General features: G+C 59.9%; 1 protein-coding gene. It reads right to left on the bottom strand.

Annotated features, from left to right (window positions below; translation table 11 throughout):
* Nucleotides 1–33: 33 nt before the first annotated feature.
* Nucleotides 34–1,644 (bottom strand): cytochrome-c oxidase, cbb3-type subunit I, encoded by a 1,611-nt coding sequence (ccoN, locus tag EN935_RS33480; RefSeq protein WP_109671202.1) that lies wholly within the window; start codon nucleotides 1,642–1,644, stop codon nucleotides 34–36.
* Nucleotides 1,645–1,964: the final 320 nt, after the last annotated feature.

The raw sequence follows: 1,964 nt of genomic DNA, 5'->3' as shown, positions 1-1,964 counted from the left end.
CGTGTCTGTCCATCAAGCCCATTGTCTGGCTCCTTATTCGGCAGGCTGAAGGGCGGGAACCGAGCCGGGCATCGGCTCCTCCTCGCGCTGGTATCCCAGGATCGTCATGGTAATGTTCCAGGCCATGATCAGGGCGCCGGAGAGGTACATTGCCCCGCCGATGGCGCGCATGACATAGTAGGGGTGCATGGCGGCCACGGTTTCAGCGAATGAGTAGACCAGAAAGCCCTGCTCGTCGTATTCGCGCCACATCAGGCCCTGCATGATGCCGGACACCCACATCACTGCGGCGTAGACGACGATCCCGAGTGTCGCCAGCCAGAAGTGCCAGGTGACCAGCCTCAGCGAGTAGAGCCGTTGACGGTTCCAGAGCTTCGGCGCCATGTAGTAGATCGCACCGAACGAGATCATGCCGACCCAGCCGAGCGCGCCGGAATGGACGTGTCCGATGGTCCAGTCGGTATAGTGCGACAGCGAGTTGACCGTCTTGATCGACATCATCGGCCCCTCGAAGGTCGACATGCCGTAGAAGGCGATGGCCATCACCATCATGCGGATGATCGGATCGGTGCGGAGCTTGTCCCAGGCGCCTGATAGCGTCATCAGGCCGTTGATCATGCCACCCCATGACGGCATCCACAGCATGATCGAGAACACCATGCCGAGCGTCTGCGCCCAATCGGGCAGGGCGGTGTAGTGCAGATGGTGCGGGCCTGCCCAGATGTAGAGGAAGATCAGCGCCCAGAAGTGAATGATGGAGAGACGGTATGAGTAGACCGGCCGGTTCGCTTGCTTGGGCACGAAGTAATACATCATGCCGAGGAAGCCGGCGGTGAGGAAGAAGCCGACGGCGTTGTGGCCGTACCACCACTGTATCAGCGCGTCCTGGACGCCGGAGAAGGCGGAGTAGCTCTTCGAGCCGAGAAACGAAACCGGCATCGACAGGTTGTTGACCACATGCAGCATCGCGACGGTGATGATGAAGGACAGGTAGAACCAGTTGGCGACGTAGATATGCGGCTCCTTGCGCTTCAGGATCGTGCCGAGGAACAGGATGAGATAGGCGACCCAGACGATGGTCAGCCAGATGTCGACGTACCATTCGGGTTCGGCGTATTCGCGGCTCTCGGTGATGCCGAGCAGGTAGCCAGTCGCCGCCATGACGATGAAGAGCTGGTAGCCCCAGAACACGAACCAGGCGAGATCACCACCGAACAGGCGGGCGCGGCAGGTTCGTTGCACGACATACAATGATGTGCACAGCAGTGCGTTGCCGCCGAAGGCAAAGACTACGCCCGATGTATGCAGCGGCCGCAAACGGCCGAAGTTGAACCAGGGCTGGATGTTGAGATCGGGGTAGGCAAGCTGCAGCGCGATGACCACGCCGACAAGCATGCCGACGACACCCCAGAACATGGTGGCGATCGTGCCGTAGCGGATTGGACCATCCATGTAAGCGGATGGGTCAATCGGAGCGGCCACCTGGAAATTCGTGTTGCGGATGAGGATGGCGACAAAACCAAGCAACACAAAAAACAGCACCCACATATGCTGTCGAAATGGCTGGTCCGCGCCGAAGCCAGCGGCCGCTAGGGCCGCGAATGTGAAAAGGCTCAAAGCGAAGATTTGCGTGCCGAACTTCATGAGATATCCCCGACCTCGGATTCCGATGCGCGGACGCCAATCCGCGTAGACACCAATTCAGCAGTCGCGTTGTCGCCGCCTTGATCCATGTCAAAGCCCAGCCCTTTCTGATTGGGCAGCGTGGTCTTGCAAACGAACGGAGGCCGCCGTTGAGCCAGAAGAAAGGGCTGGGATCGTCGCTGTTCGAAGCAGGCGACGAAAATCCCGCACCAACTGATCGATCCAGCAGGGAAGTGGTCCCGGCTGCGGTGATGAAGCGCGCGCACAGGGAAAAGCTGCAGCTCTGCGACGCCCTGGAAAGAATTGCGGACGCCTTGCCC

Origin of the sequence: Mesorhizobium sp. M7D.F.Ca.US.004.03.1.1 (assembly GCF_003998635.1) — a bacterium.
GTDB lineage: Bacteria > Pseudomonadota > Alphaproteobacteria > Rhizobiales > Rhizobiaceae > Mesorhizobium > Mesorhizobium loti.
The sequence above is the reverse complement of the archived record's forward strand: the minus strand, read 5'-3'. Positions and strand labels throughout refer to the sequence as shown.

Coding starts and splice junctions, on each gene's coding strand:
- ccoN (WP_109671202.1), bottom strand. CDS start 1,644: ATGAAGTTCGGCACGCAAATCTTCGCTTTGAGCCTTTTCACATTCGCG.